19 protein-coding genes are annotated in these 19,546 nt (G+C 48.1%); 8 read left to right on the plus strand and 11 right to left on the minus strand.

From position 1 onward, the window contains the following. Positions 1–692: 692 nt before the first annotated feature. The 4 genes from A8O25_RS18010 to lpxD are packed head-to-tail and all read right to left on the minus strand — an operon-like array spanning position 693 to position 4,557. On the minus strand, positions 693–1,331 hold the full coding sequence (locus A8O25_RS18010) for an ABC transporter ATP-binding protein (RefSeq protein WP_066837818.1): 639 nt from the start codon (positions 1,329–1,331) through the stop codon (positions 693–695). Beyond that, the gene (gene lpxA / locus A8O25_RS18015) at positions 1,321–2,112 is read right to left on the minus strand and encodes an acyl-ACP--UDP-N-acetylglucosamine O-acyltransferase (protein WP_066837820.1); all 792 of its coding nucleotides are present in this window, start codon (positions 2,110–2,112) and stop codon (positions 1,321–1,323) included. Before lpxA ends, A8O25_RS18010 begins: the two co-directional genes overlap by 11 nt. Next, positions 2,109–3,503 carry a bifunctional UDP-3-O-[3-hydroxymyristoyl] N-acetylglucosamine deacetylase/3-hydroxyacyl-ACP dehydratase gene (locus A8O25_RS18020; RefSeq protein ID WP_066837822.1) on the minus strand — a complete coding sequence of 465 codons (1,395 nt, stop codon included), beginning with the start codon at positions 3,501–3,503 and terminating at the stop codon, positions 2,109–2,111. The genes lpxA and A8O25_RS18020 overlap by 4 nt, the downstream gene beginning before the upstream one ends. A gap of 31 nt (positions 3,504–3,534) precedes the next feature. Beyond that, positions 3,535–4,557 (minus strand): UDP-3-O-(3-hydroxymyristoyl)glucosamine N-acyltransferase, encoded by a 1,023-nt coding sequence (lpxD, locus tag A8O25_RS18025; protein WP_066837824.1) that lies wholly within the window; start codon positions 4,555–4,557, stop codon positions 3,535–3,537. Between the two features lie 444 nt (positions 4,558–5,001). On the opposite strand from lpxD, the gene A8O25_RS18030 reads away from it, so the two are divergent. Continuing rightward, positions 5,002–5,670: a GDSL-type esterase/lipase family protein gene (locus tag A8O25_RS18030; protein ID WP_066837826.1), complete on the plus strand. Its 669-nt coding sequence runs from the start codon at positions 5,002–5,004 to the stop codon at positions 5,668–5,670. A 76-nt stretch (positions 5,671–5,746) separates the two neighbouring features. Here A8O25_RS18030 and A8O25_RS18035 read toward each other — a convergent pair whose 3' ends face one another. Continuing rightward, positions 5,747–6,148 carry a hypothetical protein gene (locus A8O25_RS18035; protein ID WP_066837829.1) on the minus strand — a complete coding sequence of 134 codons (402 nt, stop codon included), beginning with the start codon at positions 6,146–6,148 and terminating at the stop codon, positions 5,747–5,749. A 400-nt stretch (positions 6,149–6,548) separates the two neighbouring features. On the opposite strand from A8O25_RS18035, the gene A8O25_RS18040 reads away from it, so the two are divergent. Then, on the plus strand, positions 6,549–7,919 hold the full coding sequence (locus A8O25_RS18040) for a tyrosine-type recombinase/integrase (RefSeq protein WP_161947789.1): 1,371 nt from the start codon (positions 6,549–6,551) through the stop codon (positions 7,917–7,919). Between the two features lie 47 nt (positions 7,920–7,966). On the opposite strand, the gene A8O25_RS24395 is transcribed toward A8O25_RS18040, so the two are convergent. Beyond that, the gene (locus tag A8O25_RS24395) at positions 7,967–8,200 is read right to left on the minus strand and encodes a helix-turn-helix domain-containing protein (RefSeq protein ID WP_074987996.1); all 234 of its coding nucleotides are present in this window, start codon (positions 8,198–8,200) and stop codon (positions 7,967–7,969) included. A gap of 117 nt (positions 8,201–8,317) precedes the next feature. Between A8O25_RS24395 and A8O25_RS18045 the strand changes: the two genes are divergently transcribed. Together A8O25_RS18045 and A8O25_RS18050 are read left to right on the plus strand one after the other, a co-directional pair. Further along, the gene (locus tag A8O25_RS18045; protein WP_066837834.1) at positions 8,318–9,715 is read left to right on the plus strand and encodes a hypothetical protein; all 1,398 of its coding nucleotides are present in this window, start codon (positions 8,318–8,320) and stop codon (positions 9,713–9,715) included. Positions 9,716–9,856: 141 nt separating this feature from the next. Further along, positions 9,857–10,492 carry a recombinase family protein gene (locus A8O25_RS18050; RefSeq protein WP_082893742.1) on the plus strand — a complete coding sequence of 212 codons (636 nt, stop codon included), beginning with the start codon at positions 9,857–9,859 and terminating at the stop codon, positions 10,490–10,492. 56 nt (positions 10,493–10,548) lie between these two features. Here the strand turns inward: A8O25_RS18050 and A8O25_RS18055 are convergent, their stop codons facing one another. Then, positions 10,549–10,977, minus strand: a complete 429-nt coding sequence (locus tag A8O25_RS18055; RefSeq protein ID WP_066837836.1) for a hypothetical protein — start codon at positions 10,975–10,977, stop codon at positions 10,549–10,551. A gap of 143 nt (positions 10,978–11,120) precedes the next feature. Between A8O25_RS18055 and A8O25_RS18060 the strand changes: the two genes are divergently transcribed. Further along, on the plus strand, positions 11,121–11,351 hold the full coding sequence (locus tag A8O25_RS18060) for a helix-turn-helix domain-containing protein (protein WP_066837839.1): 231 nt from the start codon (positions 11,121–11,123) through the stop codon (positions 11,349–11,351). A gap of 141 nt (positions 11,352–11,492) precedes the next feature. On the opposite strand, the gene A8O25_RS18065 is transcribed toward A8O25_RS18060, so the two are convergent. The 4 genes from A8O25_RS18065 to A8O25_RS18080 all read right to left on the minus strand — a co-directional run bounded on the left by A8O25_RS18065 (position 11,493) and on the right by A8O25_RS18080 (position 16,083). Next, entirely contained in the window at positions 11,493–12,029 is a 537-nt protein-coding gene (locus A8O25_RS18065; RefSeq protein ID WP_066837845.1) for a hypothetical protein, read from the minus strand. Positions 12,030–12,038: 9 nt separating this feature from the next. Further along, the gene (locus A8O25_RS18070; RefSeq protein WP_066837856.1) at positions 12,039–13,253 is read right to left on the minus strand and encodes an XRE family transcriptional regulator; all 1,215 of its coding nucleotides are present in this window, start codon (positions 13,251–13,253) and stop codon (positions 12,039–12,041) included. Between the two features lie 67 nt (positions 13,254–13,320). Further along, positions 13,321–14,313, minus strand: a complete 993-nt coding sequence (locus A8O25_RS18075) for a hypothetical protein (RefSeq protein ID WP_066837859.1) — start codon at positions 14,311–14,313, stop codon at positions 13,321–13,323. 537 nt (positions 14,314–14,850) lie between these two features. Then, positions 14,851–16,083 (minus strand): HD domain-containing protein, encoded by a 1,233-nt coding sequence (locus A8O25_RS18080; RefSeq protein WP_066837862.1) that lies wholly within the window; start codon positions 16,081–16,083, stop codon positions 14,851–14,853. Positions 16,084–16,226: 143 nt separating this feature from the next. Between A8O25_RS18080 and porX the strand changes: the two genes are divergently transcribed. From porX to A8O25_RS18095, 3 genes are read left to right on the plus strand one after another with little or no spacing between them, the layout of a single operon-like run. Next, positions 16,227–17,789, plus strand: coding sequence for a T9SS response regulator signal transducer PorX (gene porX / locus A8O25_RS18085; protein WP_066837865.1), 1,563 nt, complete (start codon positions 16,227–16,229; stop codon positions 17,787–17,789). After that, positions 17,782–18,228, plus strand: a complete 447-nt coding sequence (tsaE, locus tag A8O25_RS18090; protein WP_066837868.1) for a tRNA (adenosine(37)-N6)-threonylcarbamoyltransferase complex ATPase subunit type 1 TsaE — start codon at positions 17,782–17,784, stop codon at positions 18,226–18,228. The genes porX and tsaE overlap by 8 nt, the downstream gene beginning before the upstream one ends. Before the next feature lie 8 nt (positions 18,229–18,236). Beyond that, on the plus strand, positions 18,237–19,466 hold the full coding sequence (locus A8O25_RS18095) for an alanine dehydrogenase (protein WP_066837874.1): 1,230 nt from the start codon (positions 18,237–18,239) through the stop codon (positions 19,464–19,466). Positions 19,467–19,546: the final 80 nt, after the last annotated feature.

Consider the following 19,546-nt stretch of genomic DNA (forward strand, 5'->3'; position numbering starts at 1 on the left):
GGTTGAGTGAAACCATAAACAGAGCCTTTGTTAAGCGCCAGCCAGAAGAGTTATGCTCTGCAGAAAGCAGAGCCCTGCGCCACCTTACTACATATATAGAAAAGCCATCGCCTGCGGTGGCTTTTTTACGTTTTTCTGTTTTGGGGCTGTTTTCAGAAAAGTAAGCCTTTAACGCAGAAGTGGTGTTCCTTTTGCCCTTGGAAACTAAGACTGGAGGAGAAGGGCGAGGCGGTTGAACTAGCAAGGGCCGCTGGCACAGACACTCACAGGCGCTGCGCACGCTACGAGCTCTTTGGTAAATTTCTGATTATTAATTGCTCCTTGTTACTTGCTCATAGTTAAAAATATTGCGCTGGCGCGAGTCTCTGACTCGTGACTCCATGTGTTGCGAGTCTCCAGACTCGCTGGGAACCACAAGATGATAACGGAAGTCTGGAGACTCCAACCCCCATCGGCACAAGTCTGGAGACTCCCGCTAGCAAAAGTTTCTCTAAATAAGAACGTTTTTTAAGGCGAGGGAAATTATTTCAGTGCCTTTCTTCTGCTTGAGCGATTGGCGGTTTGTACTGTGAATTGTAGGGTATTTCCCTCATCCTAACCTTCTCCCAAAGGGAGAAGAGATACCGCAGTTTGCGTTTTTAGCCTGTTTTGGCCAAAACAGGCTAAAAACGGACAGAGAGAAATAGAAAGAATTACCCTTTTCGGGCGGAGCCTTTATAATGGAACTGGTTGATAGGCAGCTGCTCGTCACAGAAGCTGTACTCATGGGGCACGTTGGAGCCTATGACCACCAGGCGGTTTGCGCGGTTTTTCTCCAGATGCTCCAGATACCACGCCACACCCGCCTGGTCCAGGTTGGTGGTGGGTTCATCTAGCAGCAGCAGGGGGGTGTCTGAATAAATGGCTAACCCTAATTTGAGGCGCTGCCGCATGCCCGAAGAGAAATCCCGTACCAGCTTGTGCCGGGCGGTTGGCAGTTGCAGAAGGTCTGGAAGCTGTGCAGCAGAGATGCCGCGCAGAGGTTTAAAGCGGGTGTGAAACTGGATCATCTCCTCCAGCGTGAGCTCGTCCAGCAGGTCCTGATAGGGGGCGGCAATGGAAAGGGAGCGGTACAGTTGCTCCACCGGAATTTCCTGCCCGTTCTGGGAGTAAGCGATTGTTCCTTCTGAGGCCAGTTGAAAGCCGCTCAGGATAGAAAGCAAAGTGGATTTCCCGGACCCGTTGTGCCCCAGCACGGCATACGCCTTACCGGTGACAAACTCATAGGACAGATTCCGGAAAATCCACTCGTAGTTAAAGCGTTTGCCAACAGAAGTCAGCTTAATCTGCATCGCGCTGGTAGCCTTTGATGATGCCCCGGCCTGAGTTGCGCACAAAATTCACAATCTCATCACGCTCCGGGCTGGGGGCCAGGTCAATTTCAATCTTGTCTACGGCAGAGGCGGTGTTGAGGCCACTCATGAACAGGATACGGTAGATCTGCTGTATGTCATTGATCTGCTCGTTGGTAAACCCTCTTCGGCGTAAGCCAATGGAGTTAACCCCTGCGTAAGAAAGCGGCTCACGGGCCGCTTTGATGAACGGCGGCACGTCTTTGCGCACCAACGAACCACCAGACACCATGGCGTGGGCCCCAATGCTCACAAACTGGTGCACCGCCGAGGTGCCGCCAATGAACACGTGGTCATGCACCATGATGTGGCCCGCCAGCTGCACGCCGTTGGCCACAATCACATTGTTGCCAATGATGCAGTCATGCGCTACGTGTACATAGGCCATGATCAGGCAGTTGTTGCCAATGGCGGTGGTGTTCTTGTCTAAGGCCGTGCCGCGGTTCAGGGTCACACACTCCCTGATGATGGTGTTGTCACCAATGGTCACGGTAGAGGGCTCGCCTTTGTATTTGAGGTCCTGCGGCGGGGCAGAGATCACGGCACCCGGGTAAATCTGGCAGTTTTTGCCAATGCGGGCACCTTCCATAATGGTCACGTTGGGTCCAATCCAGGTGCCTTCGCCAATCTCCACGTTTTTAGAGATGGTGGTGAACGGCTCAACCACAACGTTTGTCGCGATCTTGGCTTCTGGGTGAATGTAGGCTAAGGGCTGGTTCATGCGTCTTTTCTTACAATGCTTGCCAACATTTCGGCCTCCATCACCAGCTGGCCACCCACGTAGGCTTGGCCCTGCATTCTGGCAATGCCCCTTTTAATGGGCGCCAACAGTTCGCATTTGAAAACAATGGTATCTCCCGGCACTACTTTTCTGCGGAACCGACATTTGTCAATCCCCATAAAGTAAGTCCAGTAATTCTCTGGGTCAGGTACAGTACTCAATACGAAGATTCCGCCGGTCTGGGCCATGGCTTCAATCTGAATCACGCCCGGCATCACCGGGTTCCCCGGAAAGTGGCCCTGGAAGAACGACTCGTTCATGGTCACATTCTTCACGCCGGTCACCGTGGTCTCATCCAAATGGATGATCTTGTCAATCAAGACAAACGGATAGCGGTGGGGCAGGGTCTGCATGATCCGGTTCACGTCCATCACGGGCGTTTTCTTGGGGTCATACACCGGCACGTTTTTCACCGCCGTCTCGGCAATATACTTTTTGATCTTCTTCGCGAAGGCAACGTTGGAGGCGTGGCCCGGGCGGGCGGCCAAAATCTGCCCTTTCAACGGACGGCCCACCAGTGCCAGGTCCCCAATCATGTCAAGGAGTTTGTGGCGGGCAGGCTCGTTTTTGTAGCGCAGGTCTACGTTGTTCAGAATCCCTTCCTTCTTCACGGCCACTTTGGGCTTCTTGAGAAGGTCAGAGAGATAATCCAGCTCGTTTTCCTCTACCACGCGGTCTACCACCACAATGGCATTGCTCAGGTCACCGCCTTTGATCAGGTTCTGCTTGTAGAGCATTTCCAGCTCATGCAGAAAGCAGAAGGTGCGGCAGGAGGCAATCTCGTCTTTGAACTGGGTGATGTCTGTGAGGGAGGCGTGCTGGCTACCCAGTACCGGCGAGTGGTAGTCTACCATCACGGTGACGCGGTAATCATCTAGCGGGAGAATGGCGATCTCGGTTTCGCGGGAACCGTCTCTGAACCTGATTTCCTCCGGCACCTCAAAGAAGTTGCGCAGGGCGTTCTGCTCCTCCAGGCCAACCTCCAGCAGCGGCTGCACAAACAGAATAGAGGAACCGTCCATGATAGGGGGTTCCGGGCCGTCAATTTGAATGAGAACGTTGTCAATTTCCAGCCCTACCAGTGCGGCCAGCACGTGCTCCACGGTGTTGACCCGCGCGCCGTTCTGCTCAATGGTGGTACCTCTGGAAAGGTCTACCACGTTGTCAACGTCAGCATCAACAATAGGCTGCTCAGGCAGGTCAATGCGTTGAAACTTGTACCCGTGGTTGATGGGGGCAGGCAAAAACGTCATGTTTGACACTACCCCGGTATGCAATCCAATACCAGATACCGTTACCGGCGCCTTGATGGTATGCTGTTTATCGTTCATGTACTGCTAAATAGATAAAGAGGGGCTAAAGTTAACGCTTTTCTCTGAGTTCGTCTAGCTGTTTCTGTAACTCAGGCAATTTACGGAACACTGAGAGCGCCCGCAGGTTTTGCTTGTAGTCAAACGCCGGCGACCCCTGTATGAACGTACCCGTCTCTTTTATGCTCTTTGAAACGCCAGACTGCGCCCCAATAATGGTTTTATCTGCTATGGTGATGTGGCCCACAATGCCTACCTGGCCCGCAATGGTGCAGTGGTTGCCAATCTTGCTGGAACCGGAGATGCCGGTTTGCGCGGCTACCACAGTGTGCTTGCCAATTTCCACGTTGTGGGCAATCTGGACCAGATTGTCAATTTTGCTGCCTTCCCTAATAATAGTGGAACCCATGGTGGCGCAGTCAACGGTGGTGTTGGCGCCAATGCTCACGTGGTCTTCCAGCACTACGTTGCCAATCTGCGGAATAGCTTTATAAGAGCCGTCTTTCTGCGGGGCAAACCCGAAGCCGTCGCTGCCAATCACGGCACCCGCGTGAAGGGTGCAGGAGTTGCCAATCACGGTGTCTGGGTACACCTTGGCGCCGGCAAATAAAATGCAGTTGTCGCCAATGGTCACGTTGTCACCAATGTACACGTGCGGGTAAATGTGCACGCCGCTGCCAATCCTGCAGTTCTTGCCAATGTAAGAGAAAGCACCGCGGTAGTGGCGGTCACCAATGGAAGAATTATGGCCCAGGTAGCAAGGCTCCTCCACGCCTTCGCGCTGGGCGGCCATGGCCTGCTGGTACACTTCTAAGAGGGTGGAAAAAGCGGTGTACGGGTCTTCCACCAGAATCAGGTTGGCCTGCACGGCCTGCTTCAATTCCAGTTTGTTAGATACAATGACCGCCGTGGCACCGGTGGTGTAGAGGTAAGGCTCATATTTGGCGTTTGACAGAAAAGAAAGGGCGCCCGGGGTGCCTTCCTCAATTTTAGCCAGCCTGTTTACCGTTGCATTGCCGTCTCCCTGAACCTGCCCCTGCAGTAAACCGGCAATCTGTTGTACCGTGAATTCCATAGGGCAAAGTTACGGAAACAAATGGTAAAGTGCCCAGCCTTTGGGCCTATGTATTCTGGCCAGGGCCCGTGATGGGCGCTGAGAAGGGTGCCAGGGGAGAAAATACTTACATGTCAGTACACAGAAACAGACGGGGGAAGGAGTAAGCAGGCAGGGCTTGGCACTGCTTTCCTGTCACGGTGCCTCAGAGCTTTTGCCGCCGGTGATGGTTGGCCAAACGAAGGCCGTGCCAGGCGCAGCAGAAACTGACGGTGAGCTCAGGAAAACGCTCCCGGGATAGCCATGGGTGTATGCAGGTGTGGTTCAGGCCCACCCAAGGCAATTCTGCAGGTTTTTTTACCTTAAAAGTAGCAGATAAGTCTGTTTTTGGGAAAACAGCCCGAAAATAGCGTTTCACCGCAAGTGTTAGTAAATTAGGGGGATTAGTTAGGAATCAAGGTGAACATGAAAAGAAAACTTACTGGCATAGTGCCACTGCTGTTCTTGCTCTTTCTTACGTTTGTGACCCAGGCACAGCATAAAATCAAAGTGGCGTGTGTAGGTAACAGCATCACTGAAGGCTACGGATTAAAGCAAACCTATCCAGAGGTTTTACAACAACTGCTGGGGGGTGAATATGAAGTGCAGAACTTTGGCCTGGGTGGGCGCACGCTGCTCAAGAAAGGTGATATGCCTTACTGGAGAGAAGAGAAATACCAGCAGGTGCTGGCTTGGGAGCCAGATATTGTAATTATCAAACTGGGGACTAATGATTCAAAACCCCAGAACTGGAGGTATAAAGAGGAGTTTGTGCCTGACTATAGTGCCTTTGTAAAGTCTTTTCAGGCTCTGCCCTCTAATCCTCAGGTCTATCTGGCCCTGCCTATGCCAGCTTTTGAAGATAAGTGGGGCATCACTGAAAACATCATCAAAAATGAGGTGATTCCGGCAGTGAAGAAAGTGGCGCGGCAGACAAAGGTGAAAACCATTGACCTTTACAAGCCCTTTGTAGGAAAAGCCAACCTGACCTATGACATGATTCACCCAAATGAAGGAGGGGCAGCGCTGCTGGCGGCGCAAGTGCATCGTGCTCTCAAGGCGAAAGGGAAGAAAAGGAGCCAGAGGAAGAAATAAAGCTGTTTTGGGCCTGTTTTTGAAAAAACAGGCCAAAACAGAAAATGCAGCAGCGGGCGGGGCTCCAGAAAGAGGGCTAGCCCTCTTCTTCCAACCAAAGCAGGGCCTCCTGCTTGTCTGGGAAGGTCTGTAGCCGAAGTGTTAACCCAACCTCCTGTTTTGCCTCCTCCACGTTGTGCTCCCGGGCAGGGTTGGGGGTTATGATGCGGGCCAGCTTCTCCAGCCGGGTGGTCATCAGGTTCAGCCCGAACTCTTTGAGCACCTCTTTGTACTCCTGGGGCGGTATTTCAAGGGCGGCCTGGCTGGCGTCTACTAACAGCCTTTTGATGTCATAGCTTTTGAGGTGGTCTACCAGAATTTGCAGGGTCTGGTTGATTTCAGGGACTAGAAACTCATGAACATCTGGCCACTCAACAAAAAGAATATCTGTTGCGGGGTCGTAGTCTAAGGTAAGAAAACCACTCTGGTATAGAATCATAGTTGCAGAAAGGGCGGAAGGGATATACGTAGAACGCAGAAGAGCGCCATCTGGTATGTTTTCTGTTTTGGGGCTGTTTTCAGAAAAACAGCCCCAAAACAGAAAATTGCCCGCACCGCGGGAGGGGCTACAGGTCTATCTTGGTAATCTCTTTGGGGTAACACACATAGTATTTCTGTAAACATCAGAAATAGCGAGTTTACCCATGTTAATTAACATAATTAGTCTTGACTGGGCGAAAATATCCTTTTTTTGCCAATCAAGGGCGTTTTTTGTAATAAACTGCTCTTGGAGAATTTGGGAGTAAAATGAGAGTAGAATAGCTCCTCTCGTTCATTTTCCAAATGTCACAAACAGTAACTCTCATTTGTAAATGTGCTTCACCAAAGAACATGGACATATGGGATTAAGAGTAATCTTAAAAAGAAATCAGGTCTATATAGCATATTCGGCTGCTGGAGACCGTCGATTATTTGCAATTAGGCCAACATTAAAGTGTGAACCGCAACACTTAGATACAGAGGGTAGAATTGTTTCATCTGGGAACAGAAAAAAAGATGTAGAATCGACGAGGGCTTTACAAAATCAGTATATATGGTTTGCTTCAACAATCGAGCGGCTGGAAAAATTTGAAAATAGAAGAGCAACGATTGAGGTAGTCGCCGCCCTATATGAAGAAAGTTTCGTCGATACAAAATCAATTTCAAAGAATAAAGAGTTAAGATTTTGGAGCTGTTTTGATGAATTCATAGAAACGAAGCGGTCAGAAGGACTAGCTGATGTTACAATAAATCAATACGACATTGTTGCGAGGAATCGCCTTTCAAGATTTTTCGAAAGCATAGGCATTAAAAATCCACAAGTCGATCAGTTTGATACAAGGCTCTTGAATAAGTTTAAAAACTTTTTCATCAATAATTTGAATTTGAGTTGTGCATCTTATAATCACACCATTTCTGTATTTAAAATGTTCATGGCTCATTTAAAAAGCACTGGGTCGTTGACACAAAGAAATTATGATTTAATTAGAGCCTCACTTCAAAGCAGAGACTATGAGAACTCCAAGGACTTAGCTCTCACAGTTGAACAGTTAAATGCTTTATTGCACTTCAATGATTTAACTCCAGCTGTTAAAAGGAATTTGGATTATTTTATTTGTAATTGCTTATTAGGAGGATTAAGATGGCAAGATTTTAAAAATCTAACATTTGGTAATATCAACATGATCAGTAAGAATGTTAGCGTTCACACGAGTAAGACGCGGAAAAAAGTGGAATTCCCAGTGTATGATATAGTATATAACCTTATTAGAAAGTATAATCCAGCTGTTGATGAGCCTAATCAAAAGGTTTTTAAGGAGTTAAATAATCTTAACGTATATAATAGATCGTTGAAAGAAGCTGCGTCAAAATTCTATATGATCGACGAGAAAGGGGAAAGGGTATATCCATTTAGAGAATATAGAGAGTCCGTAATTTTTGGTGTAAAGAAAGCAAAGAAGCAAATTAAACCATTGTATGAGTTTTTTAAATCGAGTATGGCGAGGAGAACATTTATAAGTGTGATGAGGAGAGCTGGTTATGGATTTGAAGAAACCAAGGTTTTTACAGGACATGTTAATCCATATAGCTACTCCAAATATTGCAAGCTAGTCGACGAAGATAAAATACTTATACTTAATAAAGTATTTGGTGATCTAAATGATGAAGAGCCAATGCATATGAGAATTGCGTCAGATCAGTCGACGAATGCAAGTACCATCAAGGTGTGAAAACTAGAGTTTGTTTATCAAACTCTGCCTAAAGTCGGGGTCCGTATCTATTTAAAAGGGAAATTCATGAACTCTGAGAAAGGCATTTTTAGTGCCGAGCAAAGAGCGTGAAGTGTACTAAGGGTGGGGTTCACCTCACCTCTCTCGATCCTTCCAACTTGATTAATTGGGATATCTGCATCGTTAGCTAGAGCTTCTTGGCTTAGTCCCGCCTCGGTTCTTATTCTCCTTAAGTGTGCACCGAAACTTACTAACAGAGCTTTATCACGGATATTGATCATGGGGCCAATAAGACCACCTCAAGGATAAAGCATAAACACATGTATGTGTTATTTGTTAAATTCAGCTTTATTTGTGCAACAAGAACTTATGAATCTCTATCCCAAACGAAACCAGCAATGAAAAAAACAGAAATGGGTAAATGGAAACCAGTAACGGTTGTAGCAGCGTTCTTATTGACTTATATTCTCTACTCATGTTCCTCAGAGATGGGGAAGAGGAAAGCACAAGCTATCCTTATCAAAGGCAATACTATTACCGACAGCCTTGCAATGGACGCAGTATTCAAGGGATGCAAGGTGTTTTTCTTAGTAGTGTCTGACAAAAATACAGGAATGGTGTGGTCTTGGGACGCTAAAAGCTGGAATGAACTAGGGAAAAAGTATCCGATATTCGTTTCGGAAGATACATCTCGGCTTAGAACCCAAACTTATAAAGTCGACGACCCTGATATTTACTCAACTAGCCCAGCGAGGCCAGAGGGGAATTATCCGCCCGCCATACTATTCCGCCCACTCAAGTCCTTCAGAACAGACAGTTCATTTGTAGTGTTCTACAACATTGGGATCGACAGAGAACGTTTCAGAGTTTCGTCGGAAATTGAGGCAAAGGGTGGGCACATCGGTGGCGCGGCTTTCAAGAAAACCAAGGCTGGGTGGGAATTGGTCAAAAACGTTTACTCACTTGTCAAAGTGCCAGAGTTTCGTGTGGGGCCTCAGCCGAGTTTCTATATTGGTGACGGGGGGACAGAGTCTGCTGGCGGCTACACCGTCGTACCAGTTGTTTATATCTTTAAGGATGGGAACAACATGGGAACGCGCCATTGGGAGCCACGCGAAGACCTGAAATCTTATGCTTTCACTCATGCATTGAAAGAGACTGCTGTAACGTACGAGCCTTATGAGATTAACGCCCTCGAATTTATCGAGAAACCAGCGGAGGGCATGTATGCGTTCATGCAGAACATATCCGAATCCCCTCTGCCTGATTTCTGGTACGTCCGCCCCTTTTACGTCGTCGAAGGGAACAAGATCAAGAAAGTGAAATACTATGCTGCAAACGGTGTCGATGCAGGGAAAAATCTTCTTGATCAGGCAGAACTTTATCTTGAGGGTGAGGTCCAAACTTCTAAGGAGGGTTTGGAAATGCACGGCCAGTGGACGTTGGGGGTGTCACAGACTATTTACCGCTTTGAGCATAACAGGCCTGCCACTATCTCGACCCTTCAGCAAAGGATGGCCAGTGTGCCAAAGATTGACTCAAACAAAATGCGAGAGAGAGAAGAAGCCTACTTGACGGACGGTGAGGTTTGTACATGGTGCAAAATGGGGATTTATAGGAATGGTACCTGCGACCAATGCGGTACTGTCTCTGCCGAAAAGGAGGAACGATTCAAAAGCAAGCTTAGAGAGAAAGGGAAACCCTGCACATTCTGTGAGGGCACTGGTCGGAGTATCAGAGGAGGAGAGTGCGCTCAATGCATTGGTACTGGCGTGCGTCCTGGGTATTACAACTAATGTATTCAAAAAAGGGTTTCTGCTACTTTATTCAAAATTACAATAATTGGTGGGGTCGAATTCCTACTTTTATGTATTCAAAAAAGGTATAGTTTGTTTGAATACATGCAAGTAAATTATATCTTTACATAACCAAACCAAATGACCCAGACTATGAATAAGGCCGCATTACTCGTTCGCGTTTCTACCCATGATCAGCAACATGACAGACAGCTTTCTGAATTGGCAGAGTATGCAACAGCCAAGGGGCTGAAGGTCGTCGAGACAATCATCGAAACGGTATCTGGGGCCAAGAGGAATGAAGAGCGCGCAGGCATTCAGAATCTGCTGAAACTTGCCCAGACTGGTAAGATAAACAAGGTTCTGGTGCATGAGGTGACTAGGTTGGGAAGAAATACATCTCAGGTATTGGCTACCTTAGAAGAACTGCACAGATATAAAGTTTCAGTTGTAGTGAAAAGCTACAACATCGAAACTTTAAACCCAGACGGGTCGCTTAACTCAATGGCTCAGTTCCTCTTTACGCTACTTACTGACATTGGCAGGATGGAGAGGGAAACGCTAATCACTCGGGTAAAGTCAGGCATAGCAGAGGCAAAGCGAAAAGGGAAACATGTGGGAAGGCCGAAGGATAGTGTCAAAGGTAGAGAAGAGATGCTCAAGGAGTACAAGGGTGTTGTAAAGTATCTTAAATCAGATTATTCCATCCGCGAGACTGCAAAGCTATGTGATGTTGGTATTTCAACCGTTCAAAGAATCAAAAAGCTAATTTCCTAAAACAGAAATGGCATGCTTACCAAGCATGCCATTTCTGTTTGTCACAAAATCGCTTCCTACTTTACAAACTTGTAAGTTATAAGCCCCTCACCTTGTTCGTTCTTTTCCATCGTCATGGACGAAGCGGTCAACTCTTTGACTGTGGCCTCTTCAGTACCATTGATGACTATAACATTTCCCTTTTCTAATCTCCACCAGCCTTCTTGGGTATAGTTTAGTAATGCTGCTTCATAGGTGCCATCACCAAGCCGCTGTCCTTGGAATGTGCCTCCGTTATTCAATACCAAATAGGAACTCTCAACATCGTAATTGTTGGTGATGTTACTGCTCCCTTTCATGATTGTTTTGAGTTCCCATATTCCGAATAGTTGGTTTTTGTCGATTGTAGGTTTGACCTCTTCATCATCGGAAGAGTCCGAGCACCCGACGAATGAGAGCATCAGCAAAGCAGCAATCACTAATGTAAAATTTCTAAAAGCTTTCATAAGTGTTTTTGATTAATATGATGATTGATTAACCCTCTTTTTGAGGACGAGCAAAAGTATAAAATTTTGGAATATGTATACTTATAATGTGTATGCTTTTAATACGTAAATTTTAAAACATATCCACCCCATCTTCCGCTCCCATGAAGAGCGAGATCGAAGTATTGAAAGCCATTGGAGATAGGCTAAAGCAAATAAGGATTCAAAAAGGGTACAGAAGCTATGAAACCTTTGCAATTGAGCACGGGCTGGGTCGTATGCAATACTGGAAACTTGAAAAAGGGGAAACTAACCCTACGATGAGAACCCTCCTGCGTATTTTAGAAATACACCAAATGACTCCGAAGGAATTCTTTTCTGAGGGATTTGAATGATGTTTTTTAGCTTAATTTTAAACCACAAACAATACCTTTTTGCTGTAACCGCAACGAAGACATTTCTGTAAAATAGAAATCAAAAAAGGGTGACATTCCTCTCATGGATGCCGCCCTTTTTTTGATTTCTAGCATTAGTTGCTATTCTGGCCTTGGTCCTTCCCCATTGAGGTCATCAGCCTTGTTTTCTACAGTATGGTAACCCCTCTCCTTATTGAGGATATTGAAAGCCATAAATAGATCATACGGAGCGGCCCCTTGCTCAACCCACTGCTGGACCGTATTTAAGGCCACGTTGAGGAAGTTGCCAAGATATGCCATTCGCTCATCGCTACCACGTATTCCCTTTTCATTCTTCGCTTTTCCTCTGTTCAAGAAAAGTGACTTCTCATCATAGATATACCTGCGCATCTTCTCGTTCTCCTTGCCGCTAGGGAGGTGCTTTTTCATTACTGCCATCATAGTATAGTAAAGTCTATGTGAGGCGTCGGGATCGGCGGTGTCGTTCAGGATGGCTACGTCAAACGTGGTGTCCAAATCCTCTTCGCCCAGATCAGCCCCGTCGAAGAGTCCTGTCTGAACCGCTGTGACTTCCATTGCCCTCTCGGACATCTTCTTCATGTCTGCCAGAAACTCCTCCTCTGTAAGTTGCCCAGACTTTTTGTTGTTTTTCTCCATGATTTAAGATTATTGAACGACAAATGACTTCTTGATTTTCTCTATCTCCTCCAGAAGGGAGTCCTTGTTCCATGGCTGGCACTTAACGTACTGGAGGGCCTTTTCCGAACTGCCGAACATGGGGCGGTAGAAGCCAAATTCGTTCTTGCTGTCCTCACTCAACCTCTCCTCACAGTAGCTGGCATAGATGATCCCATGGTGCACCATGTTTTCCTTGGCATAAGCGTGGACATATGCCTCAGACTTGATCATGTGCTTGATGTATTTACGCTTTTCCTTCGGGAAGAGCATCTCCCAGCCGAATAGGTCCGCGTAGTCCTCCCTGAAAAGGTACAGGTCACTCTGTGCTTCCCCTGTTAGGTGGTACTTCAAGGATTTGAGCTGCTCAAAGTCATAGTATACATGGTACAACTCGTGCATGAGCGCGAACCACAGATGAGGGTAGGACTTGTTGAAATCCGTGATCACGATGCAAGGCTTCCCCTTCACCACGAACGTACCGCCCCTAACCTGTGTCTTGGCAAGGTAGCTCTGCACGATAACCGTTACCCCAATATTAAAGAGAGCCTGAATGACATGGTGAAAACCCTTTTCCACATAACGAGTGTATGGGGCCATCTTTGGGATCAGGGAAAGCAAGGTGTCTGGATTGTATTCGTTGGGGTTATCGATTTTCTCAAATTGGAAAATAGCAGACCGTACCCAGAACTCCCGCATCTTGTCGTGGGAGTTACTTTTCGTCCTACTGAATGCCACAGCACCAACTTCAGTCCCGTAGTGGAAAATGGAACTCAGACCAAAAAATTTAAGAATACGCTCCTCGATTCTCTCAAAATCAGTCGCAGTGTCTATGAAACCCTGATCCTTTAGGCCCTTTACATCGAAGTTACTTATGATGTAGTTGGCCTTACGGGCCATTTCTAGCTCTTTAATGTTATCAGGGGGAAGCGATGCGACGAAAATCTTTGACGCATCCTCTATTTTGATACCTAGAAACTGGCACAGCTTTAGGATCAAGAAGAAGTCTACGCTATTGACGTTCCCGTTTGCCAACTTCTCCAACTGCCTGTTGAAAGTGGATTTGTCCACCCCAAGTATCTTCGCCACTTGGAAGTTGTTCAACCCCATCGCGTCCCGTCTGTCCTCGATGATTCGGTGCAGGCTGAGTGGCGATGGGTTGTTCAATAGCTGGTAAATTTCCAGAATAATATCGTCTTCTCTCATATTTGAACCTGTTTATGATTCAAAAATAAGAAAAAAAGCGGTATTTTCTCACTTTTGAGAAAATTTTCTACTGGAGAGCTTTTAATACATTTTTATAGGTGTTAATTAGACGCTGATGGTTTCCCTCGTCATGAGTAAGCAGTATAGCCTGAAGCCTTTTTACGGTCCTAGACTTGTTCTTGACAGTGACTATTTGATTGAGGTACTGAAACGCGCTCTCTATACAGTAGTCTGTCTGCGCAAGGGCATGGTAATGACCCAAGTCGGTCACACTGGTTAGCTTATGGTGCGGCATCTCCAAGCAAGCCACTTTCCCGTAAATCGTTTGGACCATGTTAAGATTCACATTAATCCTCGAATCAAGTATATCCTGAAAAATAGGAATGTGTTTGTCTGGTAAATTGTAATGTTTTCTGATCATGCGCCTGCTCGAGAGCTTAGTCTCAAACCGAACGATGTTCTCCGCCAGCTGTAACGCTCTTTCGCGCCCTTCATGGCCAAGTGTCCCTATAAAGGCCCAACCACCGTTCTTGCCTTTGTTAGTAAGCTGAGCATACTTCCCATAAACAGACAGATAGTCGATTCGCTCCTTGTCGTTGTTGTCCCTTTTCAGCCAAAAAGAGGTAGGTTCTCCCTTGGATTTATAAGTTCTGGCACTTTTCCTGTATCTAGTCTGCATTCCAGCCAATTCATACAGATCAGCAATCACAGTCTCCTTGTTCTTCATAAATATGTCTGATGTAGCGTCCACCTTGCGGACGGTGTAGTGCATTAGCTCCGCTATGCTGATGCCAATGCATCTGGCGACCGCCTGCCAAACACGTTCTATGGTGTTATTGGAGATGAGGGAGAGGAAATCATCTCCAAGTATTTTGCTGGAGATGGTTATTACCGTTTGTCCAATGACGGGGTTAATGGTGATTGTGAGACCGTCCTCGCTGAACTTGTATAGCGTTACTGTTCCCTCCCCGTCTGCTGTAATCTTATGATCTATGCCGTTTTTGAATGCATATGCTCTAGGTGCGGACAGCGTTATGCTATCCACTTTTGATGTGTGCATGTTGTGTATTCTTTATTCTCAAATTATGCTCACACGACAATTCTGTCGCGATGAAGCCTATAATTATAAAGTCAGGTACCATGATCTCGTAATTGATAGGTTTAGACCAATTATATTTCTAAAGTGGGAATAAGAGAATAGCAGAAGGAGAAAATTTTTAAGCGAATTTTACCTATTGCCCCAACGGGCATGTCAGGTGAAAATCATTTCAAACCAAATTCAAACTGAAAAAATACCCAAGGCAGTATATCTGGGGTGGGCTGAATTTGTGCCATGGGTATCACTTTCTATACTGGAGCAGGATACAGTATATGATTTATGTCGTCAGTCGTGCAGGTGGGAGGGGCAACAGAGGTGGGAGAGGTGGGGTAGGGGGGCGAAATTAACCTTAATAGGTTGACCTAGTACCTATAATCCATAGTTATGGTACATATAAATTTTTGCTCACTGGATTATCTAATATATCTTTGGGACGAAAATGGGAGTAGGCTTTTGTTAATTAACAGTTGGAAAGGTAAGTAATTGATATTTAATACTTTAAATATCTGAAATTTCTTTGGGGTAGCACACATAGTACTTCTCCACCTTCTTGCTCAGGGCCTGAATGTTGGGCAAGTCAGAAGCCTCGGCCACGTCTACCACCGTGCTCATCTTGGTAAGCACGTTGATGTTCTCGCCGCCAGATTCATAGGCGTTGTTGCTGATTTTGCCGGTAATGACCAGGTACTCGGCCTCTTCGGCGGTCACGCCGAAGTGCTCCTGCGCCAATTCACGCACATCTGCCAGGAAAGTAAGGTCAAACGGGGTGGGGGAGAGCATGATTTTGAACAGCCTGCGCTCCAGCATGCAGGCAGACAGGTAGCTCAGGATTTTGTCTTCGTGCTCGGCCCAGGCTTTGATGCCGCTCCAGATGTCATAATCGTCCAGTGACACAAAGCGGCGCATGATGCTGGGGTCGCGCTCAAAGTCTAAGATGGAAAGGCTTTCGCGCAGGAAGAACTGTAAATTCTGGCTGGCGGGCACGTCAATACCGCGTTGGGTGAGTTCACGGGCGCGTTGCATAATTTTCATGACCATTTGCTCAGCGCTGGTCACGGTTTTGTGCATGTACACCTGCCAGTACATGAGGCGGCGGCTTACCAGGAAACTCTCAATAGAGTAAATGCCCTTCTCCTCCACCACCAGCTGGTCTTCGTACACGTTCAGCATCTTGAGCAGGCGGTCGGCACCAATCTTGCCTTCAGACACGCCGGTGTAAAAGCTGTCGCGGTTGAGGTAGTCCAGGCGGTCTACGTCCAGCTGGCTGGAAACCAGTTGGTGGAAGAACCGGCGCTCATAGCTGTCTGTAAAGATGTCAATGGCCAGTTGCAGGCGCCCGCCGAATTCCTCATTGAGCAGCTCCATGATGTGCAGCGAGATTTGCTCATGCGGCACCTGGTTGAAAATGGCCGTTTCCAGCGCGTGCGAGAACGGGCCGTGCCCCACGTCATGCAGCAGAATGGCGGCCATAGAGGCTTCGCACTCTTTGTCAGAAATGACGTTATCTTTGCCGCTCAGGCTCTGAATGGCAATGTTCATGAGGTGCATGGCCCCCAACGCGTGGTGGAAACGGGTGTGCAGCGCCCCAGGATACACAAATTCGGTCAGCCCCAGCTGTTTTATTCGGCGCAGCCGCTGGAAATATGGGTGCTGAATGATGTCAAAAAGCAGGTCTGACGGAACTGTGATGAAGCCGTAGACGGGGTCGTTGAAGATTTTTTTCTTATTCAAGATAACTTAGTTCTTCGAGTGTCCGTTGTCGGTTATTGTAAAGGTGTGCGGGTTATACGGGTAAAATTCTCCCGGAGCGCGGAAAAATTCTGCAACCATGCACGCTAACTGGGCCACAACACAAACTATGAAAAATAATAGCCATGCAAAGATATAACATTTTGTGGGCGGACGACGAGATTGACTTGCTCAAGCCGCATATTCTCTTCCTTCAGGAAAGAGGCTACGACGTTACCCCCGTGAACAGCGGGGCAGATGCCGTGGAGCAGGTGCAGGAGCATACCTTTGACATTGTCTTCTTAGATGAAAATATGCCGGGCCTGAGCGGTCTGGAAGCCTTGAGTGAAATCAAAGCCGTGCGGCCCACGCTGCCGGTGGTCATGATTACCAAAAGCGAGGAAGAGCACATCATGGAAGAGGCCATTGGTTCCAAGATTGCCGATTACCTCATCAAGCCCATCAACCCCAACCAGATTCTACTTTCCGTGAAAAAGATTCTGGACAACCGCCGGTTGGTGGAGGAAAAAACCAACAGCAGCTACCAGCGCGATTTCAGGACGCTGGGCATGGCCTTCGGGGACCGCCTCAATTACCAGGAGTGGGCCGATGTGTACAAGAAACTGGTGTACTGGGAACTGGAGATTGCCGAGACTGAAGGCAAAAGCATGGCCGATGTGATTAACATGCAGAAAGACGAGGCCAACACCAACTTTGCGCGGTTCATTGAAGACAACTACGAAGAGTGGGTGAATGACGAGACAGATGAAATCCCGCTCATGAGCCACCGGCTGTTCAAAGACCGTGTGTTCCCCATCATGAAGGAGAGCAACGGCCCGGTGTACTTTGTCTTGATTGACAACCTGCGCTATGACCAGTGGAAAGTGCTGGAGCCCATTATCACTGACTACTTCAACGTAGACCAGGAGGAAATGTACTACTCCATCTTGCCTACCACCACCGCCTACGCCCGCAACGCCATCTTCTCCGGCATGCTGCCCGCCGACATTGCCAAGCGCTACCCCAACCTGTGGGTAGGTGATGACGAGGAGGAAGGCAAAAACATGCACGAGGAAGATTTTCTGGAGATTCAATTCCAGCAGAACAAAGTCAACGAGAAGTTCAGCTACAACAAAATCACGAACAACACCGCGGGCAAAGAGCTGTTGAGCAAGTTCAGCAACCTGGACAACAACAAACTCAACGTGATTGTCTACAACTTCGTGGACATGCTCAGCCACGCGCGCACCGACATGCAGATGATACGCGAGCTGGCCGCCGATGAGGCCGCGTACCGGTCCTTGACCCGTTCCTGGTTCCTGCACTCGCCGCTGTTTGACACGCTCAAAGCCATTGCCGACAAAGGCGGAAAACTGATTATCACCACAGACCACGGCACCGTGCGCGTGAAGAAACCGTTCAAAATTGTGGGCGACCGCAACACCAACACCAACCTGCGCTACAAGCACGGCAAGAACCTGGGTTTCACAGACAAAGGTGTGCTGGTGGCGCGCAAGCCCGAGCGTTTCCATTTGCCCAAGAGCAACGTGTCTACGGCCTACGTCTTCGCCATGAATGATGATTTCTTCGCGTACCCCAACAATTACAACTACTACGTGAACCACTACAGTGACACCTTCCAGCACGGCGGCGTGTCTCTGGAAGAATGTATTATCCCGTTCATTACGCTTTCATCTAAAAATGCCTGACCAGGAAGCGCGCACCCAACTTCTCCAGATTTCCTCTAAAGCGGATTTACCACAGGCCGCCGCCGATTTTTTGTCATTTATCAAACAAAAAAGGATAATTTTGTTTGAGGGTGACATGGCGGCCGGTAAAACCACGTTTATAAAGGCCATCTGTGCCCAATTGGGCGTGGAAGAGCCCGTGAGCAGCCCTACTTTTTCGTTGGTGAACGAGTACGAGGCCGCCCGCGGGGAACTCATTTACCACTTCGATTTTTACAGGATTGAAAGTGAGGCCGAGGCCCTGGACATGGGGGCGCTGGAGTATTTCAGTTCCGGCAACCTTTGCCTCATTGAGTGGCCGTCAAAAGTGGCCGGTTTGCTGCCCCCAGACGCCGTAGAGGTGTCTATTGAGACCGGCGAGGCCGATGAAGCGCGTACAATTACATTGAGAGTGTTATGATGGAGGAAATGACGGAAAAGACGAGCGGTTTTGAAGCCCTTACCAAGGCCACAGCCCGCAGCCTTATGCCCAAAGAGTCAATGTTGGCGGTAGAAACCCGCAAGCGCAGCCTCTTCATTGGCATTCCCAAAGAATCCTCTTTGCAGGAGAACCGCATCGGGCTCACGCCCGAATCTGTAAAACAACTCACCGACCACGGCCACGAAGTCTGGATTGAATCCGGGGCCGGTGCGCCTTCCAAGTACTCAGACCATGAGTTTTCAGAGGCCGGCGGCGTGATTGTCTACTCCACCAAAGAAGTCTACGAAGCTGATATCCTTTTAAAGATTGCCCCGCCCACCTATGATGAGATGGAGTTCCTGCGGCCGGGCCAAACCCTGATTTCGGCGCTGCAGATTGGGAGCCTCACCTCAGAATACATTGGCGCCCTCTGCCGCAAGAAAATCAACGCCATCTCTTTTGAGTTGCTCAAAGACAAATCGGGTTCAAAGCCGGTGGTACGGGCCATGAGCGAGATTGCAGGCAGCACCGTCATGCTCATCGCCGCCGAGTACCTGAGCAGCAGCAATGAAGGCAAAGGCGTGATTCTGGGCGGGATTACGGGCGTGCCGCCGTCCAAAGTAGTCATCATTGGGGCCGGAACCGTGGCAGAATATGCCACCCGCGCCGCCCTCGGCCTGGGGGCCGAAGTAAAAGTCTTTGACGACCACCTCTATAAACTGCGCCGTCTCAAGCAGAACGTAGGCGCACAACTGTTCACCTCCACGCTAGACAATACCATTCTGCACAAGGAAATTCAGGACGCAGACGTGGTCATTGGTGCTGTCACCGCCGATGAAGGCCAAATCCCGTGCATGATTTCTGAGGAAGTAGTGTCCAGCATGAACCCCGGCTCGGTGATTATTGACGTGAGCATAGACGAAGGCGGTTGTTTTGAAACCTCAGAAATGACCACCCACAAGCGCCCCGTGTACCGCAAGTATGACGTGATACACTACTGCGTGCCCAACATTCCGTCACGGGTGCCCCGTACCGCCACCAAAGCCCTGAGCAACATCTTTACGCCCATGTTCCTGGAGATTTCCAAGTACGGCGGCGTGAACGAAGCCCTGTTTACCCACGAGCATTACCGCAGCGGCGTCTACATCTACAAAGGCAGCCTCACCAACGCCGCCATCGCCAAGAAATTCAACATGCGGTACAAGGAGTTGAGTTTGATGATAGCCGTGCGCAACTAGGAGCGGGATTTTCAGGATTGGAATAGTTATTTAGGGAGAACCCGTTTTCGGCCTGTTTTTACAAAAACAGCAAAACGGGT

Origin of the sequence: Rufibacter ruber (genome assembly GCF_001647275.1) — a bacterium.
GTDB classification, from domain to species: Bacteria; Bacteroidota; Bacteroidia; order Cytophagales; family Hymenobacteraceae; genus Nibribacter; species Nibribacter ruber_C.